Annotated in this window: 6 protein-coding genes; 1 reads left to right on the top strand and 5 read right to left on the bottom strand. The window is 32.7% G+C overall.

The genetic code is table 11. From position 1 onward, the window contains the following. Window positions 1–120 precede the first annotated feature (120 nt). The 4 genes from AC3ASS_RS13275 to AC3ASS_RS13260 all read right to left on the bottom strand — a co-directional run bounded on the left by AC3ASS_RS13275 (window position 121) and on the right by AC3ASS_RS13260 (window position 4,878). Entirely contained in the window at window positions 121–1,485 is a 1,365-nt protein-coding gene (locus AC3ASS_RS13275) for a PTS transporter subunit EIIC (RefSeq protein ID WP_488284002.1), read from the bottom strand. A 30-nt stretch (window positions 1,486–1,515) separates the two neighbouring features. Further along, complete coding sequence (gene murQ, locus AC3ASS_RS13270) at window positions 1,516–2,400, bottom strand: N-acetylmuramic acid 6-phosphate etherase (protein WP_488284001.1); 885 nt, start codon at window positions 2,398–2,400, stop codon at window positions 1,516–1,518. Between the two features lie 140 nt (window positions 2,401–2,540). Then, the gene (locus tag AC3ASS_RS13265) at window positions 2,541–3,389 is read right to left on the bottom strand and encodes a MurR/RpiR family transcriptional regulator (RefSeq protein WP_488284000.1); all 849 of its coding nucleotides are present in this window, start codon (window positions 3,387–3,389) and stop codon (window positions 2,541–2,543) included. Between the two features lie 202 nt (window positions 3,390–3,591). After that, window positions 3,592–4,878 carry an MFS transporter gene (locus AC3ASS_RS13260; RefSeq protein WP_488283999.1) on the bottom strand — a complete coding sequence of 429 codons (1,287 nt, stop codon included), beginning with the start codon at window positions 4,876–4,878 and terminating at the stop codon, window positions 3,592–3,594. Window positions 4,879–4,991: 113 nt separating this feature from the next. Here AC3ASS_RS13260 and AC3ASS_RS13255 point away from each other — a divergent pair, with 113 nt between their 5' ends. After that, window positions 4,992–6,206 (top strand): helix-turn-helix domain-containing protein, encoded by a 1,215-nt coding sequence (locus AC3ASS_RS13255; RefSeq protein WP_488283998.1) that lies wholly within the window; start codon window positions 4,992–4,994, stop codon window positions 6,204–6,206. Between the two features lie 45 nt (window positions 6,207–6,251). Here the strand turns inward: AC3ASS_RS13255 and AC3ASS_RS13250 are convergent, their stop codons facing one another. Beyond that, window positions 6,252–7,013, bottom strand: coding sequence for a coiled-coil domain-containing protein (locus AC3ASS_RS13250; RefSeq protein ID WP_488283997.1), 762 nt, complete (start codon window positions 7,011–7,013; stop codon window positions 6,252–6,254). Between the last annotated feature and the right edge of the window lie 130 nt (window positions 7,014–7,143).

The following is a 7,143-nucleotide window of genomic DNA, read 5'->3' as shown; positions in this document are numbered from 1 at the left end:
TATTGGTCTCCATAAAATGAAAATACCACAGCTTAAATGACTGTGGTAGACCCAAATTTTTATACTTTCTTATCTTTTAAAAAAGAGGGACATTTATCCCCCTTTTTCAATGTTTAATCATTAAAAGTTTTCGTCCATTTCTCTTTTGAAACCAAAGAAATACGTAAATAAGAAACCAGCAGTATAAGTGATTAATAGTCCTAAGAAGTAGATCAAATATTTATTATCTACAATAAGTGGAATTAATGGGATACCAGAAACCCCAATACCACCTGAAGCTGTATGCATCACAGCTTGGAACGCTCCACCTACAGCGGCACCTAAACAAGCTGTAATAAACGGACGTCCTAATGGTAATGTTACCCCGTACAATAATGGTTCTCCTATTCCTAAGAAACCGGTTGGTAATCCACCTTTAATAACATTTTTAATACGTTTATTTTTTGTTTTAACATAAATGGCAATTGAAGCACCTACTTGACCAGCACCAGCCATGGCTAATATTGGAAGTAAGGCTGTAGAACCGACGGTATTTATTAACTCCATATGAATTGGTGTTAATCCATGGTGAAGCCCTAACATAACTAAAGGTAAGAAGAAACCTGCTAATAATCCACCTGCAACAACGCCACCAACATCAAGAATGACATGGATTGCACTTGTAATACCATCCGAAATAAAACCTGCAATTGGTTGAACAGCTGCAATCGTTAAAATACCAACTGTTAAGAGTGTAAGTAATGGCGTGATAATAATATCTACGGCATTTGGTACAAATTTTCTATATTGTTTTTCAAAAAATACCATTAACCAAGCCGCAAACATGACTCCAAATAATCCGCCCCTACCAGCAACTAAGTTTTGTCCGAATAGAACTACTTCACCTAGGCCTGGATGCATCGTTATAATACCTGCAATCGCACCTAATACTGGTGTTCCACCAAATTCCTTAGCAGTATTCCAACCTACAACAATCGCTAAATAACCGAATATACTTCCGCCTAAAATTGTAAGGATTTGCATCCATGTAAGTGTTGGATCCACACCTGCGTTTTTAGCAAAGCCAACAGCTCCATTGATAATACCTGAAGCAACAAGACCAGGAATTAAAGGAATGAAAATGCTTCCAATTTTGCGTAAAAGATTTTTGACCGGTGTATTGTTTTTCCCTTTTAGTTCATTCTTTTTCAGTTTTACGGGATCATCTTCATTAACATCCAAGACCTCACCCATTTTTATTCCTGTTATACGGGTAATGTGTTCTGAAACTTTATTTACTGTACCAGGCCCGACAACAATTTGTAATGTCTCATCTTCAATCACACCCATTACCCCGTCTAAATCTTTCAATCCTTCAATGTTTGCTTTACTATCGTCTTTTAAATTCATACGGACCCTTGTCATACAGTGGGTAAAAGATTGAATATTTTCTTTTCCACCGATATTCTCAAGTATCCCTCTTGCCAATACTTCTTCCTTTTTCATCATTTCCCCTCCAACCTTTTTCGTAATTATTTATTTTGTATTTCTGATAAAACCATTTGCCTTATCAAGTCTGTCAATTGCTTCGTCATAGGAGCAATTTAATAAGATCATCACAATGGCCGGTTTAACTTGTTGATTTGCCTTCTCAAAATAGTTTTGAGCGGTTTCATAGTCAACACCAGTAGCTTCCATAATAATTCTTTTGGAACGTTCAACTAACTTTTTATTCGTTGGCTGAACATCTACCATCAAATTTTCATAAACTTTTCCAATACCTATCATTGATGTCGTAGAAATCATGTTCAATATTAATTTTTGTGCAGTACCTGCTTTTAATCTTGTTGAACCCGTTAACACTTCTGGACCAGTTTCAACTTCAATTGCGATTTTTGCTATTTTCCCGATAACCGAGTTTTTATTATTGCTAATACTTACGGTTGAAGCTCCAACTTCGTTTGCATATTTTAGTGCACCTATTACATATGGAGTCCTACCGCTCGCTGCGATACCAACTACAACATCTTTTTCATTAAGTCCAATCGCTTTTAAATCATTGCTTCCTTGTTCTTCATCATCTTCAGCGCCTTCAATAGCTTTCAAGATGGCTTTTTCTCCCCCGGCTATTAAACCTTGGACTAATGAATGATCTACACCAAAAGTTGGAGGGCACTCAGAAGCATCTAATATACCTAGTCGACCGCTTGTTCCTGCCCCAACATAGATGAGTCTGCCACCATTTCTAAAAGCTTTAATTGTTTCACTGACAGCGCTTTCAATTTTGTCAATTTCTTTCTTTATAGCCAATGGAACGGTAGAATCTTCTTCATTCATTAATAGTAAGATTTCTTTCACAGACTTTTTATCTAAATCCATGCTCTTGGGGTTTCTTAATTCTGTTGTTAATTTTTCTAGCATTGTATCACCCCTATAGTAAAATTTAATTTTATAATTTCATTTTACCTTAAAGAAATAAAGTGTCAATAAAATTATATAATTTCGTGAAATAAAATTTCAAAATGTCTTGCAAAATAACTTAAAGTTATTATTGGATTTTTTTATCTTCTTAAACGGATAACTTCATCTCTAGCTTCTTTATATTGTTTAATGACTTGTTCACCTTTCATATGAAATACACTTAAATACAATGAATCGATGATCGTTAGCTGGGTCATTCTTGAAGGGATGCTGGCAATGCGATAATCCTGCTCTACAATCGGAGTACATAGCCGTATATCCGCCTCTTTATAAAGAGGAGACTTGTCAATATTTGTAATTGCCATTACCGTAACACCTTTTGATTTCGCAAACCTTGTTAATTCCAACACATCCTTTGTCTTCCCTGACATGCTTATAGCAATAAATACAGACTTCTTACTTAAATAAGGAATGAATGATAATAGGAAATGGAAATCCTGATGTGTTGTACATTGATATCCTAGTCTAGTGAACTTATAATAACCATCAATCGCAGCAGTAGCAGATCCTCCAACTCCATAAAAGACAATTCGATCGGCCTCACCTAATATTTCCACTGCTTTCTCAAATTCTTTCCTGTCTAGAGAAGCTGGAGTTGCCTCTATAGCCGCTTTATTCACATATGTTACTTTTTGAAATAAATCATATGGTTTATCTTTTTTCTGTAATATATTAAAGTCTGTGATATTAATATCTGAAAGTGTAATATCTTTCACTAGTTCCATTTTAAAGGATTTAAAGCTTCCAATTCCGATGGATTTACAAAAACGTATGACACTCGACTCACTCACATTACTATTTTTAGATAAATCTTTCGTAGTCATATTTGGAACTAATTCCGGATGTTTCAATACATATTCACCAATTTTTCTCTCTGCATCTGATAATTTATTTAAACACTGCTCTATCCTTAAAAGTAAAGAACCCATCTTATCCACACCCTTAATTTTTCATATTGAAATAAAATTTCATTTCAGAAAATAGTCTATACATAAAATCCTTATATAAAAGGTTTTCAATTTTAAAAAGATTCTCTTCGAAATGATGTTAATAATAAAGTATCATATAAATGATTAATCAAACAAACAGTAAAAAAACCACAGTATAACATTTACTGTGGTTTTGAATGAATTAAGCCTGTTCAGTTAATGATACTTGGTTATGGTATAATTCCGGGTATGCCTCTTTTATAATCGATGGCCTCATTAAATATAGCGTGACAAGAATTAAACAAATGCCCGATGGTAAAATACTCCAAACTGGACCTATCCAATCAAGTAAAAATCCATAGACAATCATTCCTAAAGGCATCATTGCTTGTGCAAATGTCTCTAAAATACCAAATATTCTCCCACGATATTCTTCATCAACCGTTTTCTGCATCATGACACCAATTGGTGTGTTTGTAAACGTTAAGAGTACACCAATAGTAAAAGTTAGAAAAATATAATAAGCAACTGTCATTGCATATTGAAATGATAAAAATATTGGAACAATTGAAACTATTACTGTGAGCGATAGTAATAAAATCCCTCTTTTTGTAACGATTAGCGGATATTTAAATTCTTTTCTAATAGAAAAATAAATCGATGCGACTAACATTCCAACTGCCATCATACCTTCGATTATTCCAAAATGTTGGGAGTTGATTTTCAATAACTCTACCACCATATATGGAAGACCAACGAGCAAGGAAACGATAAAAAAGTTAATAATCAATGCTGTACATACAATTACCCAAATAACTTTTCTTTGACGCATATAATGAAAACCTTTTTTAATTCCTACAAGCATTTTCTCTGTTGGTTGCGTGTCTTCAGTTTTTGTCGTAAACAACTTAAAATTCATTGTTGATTCAAGTAATAAAGCAATGACATAAGAAACGATATGAATCAATAAAAACACTTTCATCGATACTAATCCGAACATGATCCCGCCAACAACCGGTCCTAAAATGGTTGAAACAGAGACAGAAGCTTGGTTTAATGCCATGGCTTTCTGGATCCGTGCGTCATCAATTAAATTTCTCACAGAAGAAGAGAATGTTAACCCTGTAAAAACGGATGCAATGGACAATAAAGCTGTTGTTACATAAATAGCCATCAATGTCAAATCCATAAACGTACTGTATAATAATAATCCACTTACCGTTAATACAGCCATGAACTGGGAACCGATGACCAATTTCTTCTTTGAATATTTATCCGCAATATATCCTGCTATAGGAGCAATGATCGTACGTGGAAGGACACTACAAATCATATTTAATGCGAAGCTTGTTGCCGACCCTGTTAAACCTAATACGTATAAGCTAATACCAAACGTATACACACTATTGCCAAACGTAGAAATAAACTTACTTATTACAAATGTCCAAAGATGGTAGGTCGCTCTTTTAAGTTTTTGTATTTCATCCATTTGATTCACCCTCAAAAAGTTTAATTTAATTAAACAAAATATATCATACATTGACTTTTCTTTCAATAAAAAGTTTAATATAATTAAACAAAAAATAGATACGGGGAGGAAAAATGACGTCACTAGGCAGTAGAATTCGTGCATTACGAAAAAAAAAGAAATTAACATTGGAATCTTTAGCAGGAAATCAACTCACAAAAGGGATGCTAAGCTTAATTGAAAACGATAAAGCAAAACCGTCAATGGAAAGCCTCAATTACATTGCCAAACGATTAGATGTAGAGGTTAATGTATTGTTGCAAGAAATTAGTGTCACTGAACTTCGAGAAATTATAAACGATGTCTCACCGCAATTTGAACAAAAAAACTACAAAAATGTTTATGAAAAATTAAACAGTATTATTAAACTTGAATTACCTTTAAGTATAGAAGCTGGGGAAATACTTACTTGGTTTGGAATGAGTAGTTTTTATCTAGGAAAAAACGATTGGAACATTTATTTAGAGAAGGCGGAACAAATTTACTTATCTCTAAATTTATTTAATGAAGCTACAAAGATTCATTCCTTCATTATGTATACAAAGATGAAGAACTTTGATTATGAGGATGCACTGAGATTTGTTCGTGAGAAGAGGAAGTTTTTTAAAGAAAAAAATATAACATTAAATGTATTGGCAGAATTAGACTTAAGTTACAATGAAGTGATTCTTCTATTTGCCATCGGAAAATATGATGAAGCAGCCAATCAGTTAACGAGTGCAATTTCTTTAAGTAAAGAAAAAAATATACTTTATCGAATTGATCATCTATATCGTGTTGCCTATTTTTATGCAATGATTAACGGTGTTGATGAAGACATGAATTATTATTTACATAAATTATCTTTGCTCGCGGAATTTTTAGAAAGCGAAGAATTAAAATGGGTAGTATACTTCTTTAAAGCGGAATACTTACTAGAAATTTCTCACCAATATGATAAGGCTATAACCTATATTGAACAGCTTTCAAATATTGACTCGATAGATCCATCTTTTGAAATGTATTATTCGATAGTCAAAGGAAAATATTTATTTAGAATGAATCAGTATGAAGAAGCTTTGCAATATCTGCTAAAAATTCAAGATTACCCGAATGATCACGTACATCCGTTTGACCTATCTATTCATTATGTCATTTATGCCTATATATCCCTTTGCTACTATCGCCTTAATAAGTTCGAAAAAGCTATGAATTATATAGATATTGCAAAAAAATATATGGAGCCATTGCCAACGACACCTTATAAACGATTTGTTGAAGAAACATTCCATATTGTAAAAACAACATAAACGAGGAAGTCAATAATAGAGCTTCCTCGTTTTTTCTAACTAATCCTATTTTTGAAAATGATAATGTTTTTGTTTTAATTCCTTTTCTTTTTCATCCAACAATTTATTTTCATCATTTCTCTTCAACCATTGATTGAACCAATTTTCCATATATTTATATACATTTTCAATTTTTTCTGCTAAATCATGAGTTCGTTCAAATAAAATTGATCTTAAAAATGTTAACTGTCTAGATATCTTCTCCATTAATGCTTCATGTTGGTCAAGTTTCTCAGAAACAGTCACTTGCTTTTTCTCTAAATCAGTAACTTTTTCTTTTATATCTATGTTTATTTCCATCATCTTACTTATCTTGTTTTCAAGTTCCCTTTGATCTGCTTCATTTAGTTGTATTTGATTAATCAATTGGTGATTAAGAATTTTTATGGTCTCCATTTCGTTCGAGATGGAATCCTTTAATTTATTGTCTGTGATTAACTCTTTATGGAGTTCAATTTGGCTATTTTCTAATTTCTCAAGTCTTTGAATCGTTTCTTTTTCCATCTTCTCCCTTTTACTATTATACTCATTCAATTGTTCCAGTCTCTGATTGGTTTCCATCCATCGACGGTTTTGTACTTCATACTGTTTTTCAAAAGATTCTTTTAACATATGGAAAGAGAATAGTAACTCTTTATTTACTGCTTTCTGTTCTTCCAGAAGATCATGTAAAAAATTTCTTTTATAGAAACTTTGATTGTTATCCTTTATTTCGTGTTCATTTATAAAAATTTCCGGATGATTCACCTTATTTTTATATAGCCCCACATCCTTCACTTCCTTACTATTCGTTTAACACTATCTTATGCATTCGAAACAAAAAAAACATACTAAGATTAGTAGCACAGACCACGGCCATGGTCTGTGCTACTATTTTTTTATAGTAGAAGTGGAGAAT

It is taken from the genome of Bacillus sp. JST-5, from assembly GCF_057747715.1.
The sequence above is the reverse complement of the archived record's forward strand: the minus strand, read 5'-3'. Positions and strand labels throughout refer to the sequence as shown.

Excerpts from the sequence above, each read along its gene's own strand:
- AC3ASS_RS13275 (WP_488284002.1), bottom strand. The coding sequence starts at position 1,485 with ATGAAAAAGGAAGAAGTATTGGCAAGAGGGATACTTGAGAATATCGGT.
- murQ (WP_488284001.1), bottom strand. The coding sequence starts at position 2,400 with ATGCTAGAAAAATTAACAACAGAATTAAGAAACCCCAAGAGCATGGAT.
- AC3ASS_RS13265 (WP_488284000.1), bottom strand. The coding sequence starts at position 3,389 with ATGGGTTCTTTACTTTTAAGGATAGAGCAGTGTTTAAATAAATTATCA.
- AC3ASS_RS13260 (WP_488283999.1), bottom strand. The coding sequence starts at position 4,878 with ATGGATGAAATACAAAAACTTAAAAGAGCGACCTACCATCTTTGGACA.
- AC3ASS_RS13255 (WP_488283998.1), top strand. The coding sequence starts at position 4,992 with ATGACGTCACTAGGCAGTAGAATTCGTGCATTACGAAAAAAAAAGAAA.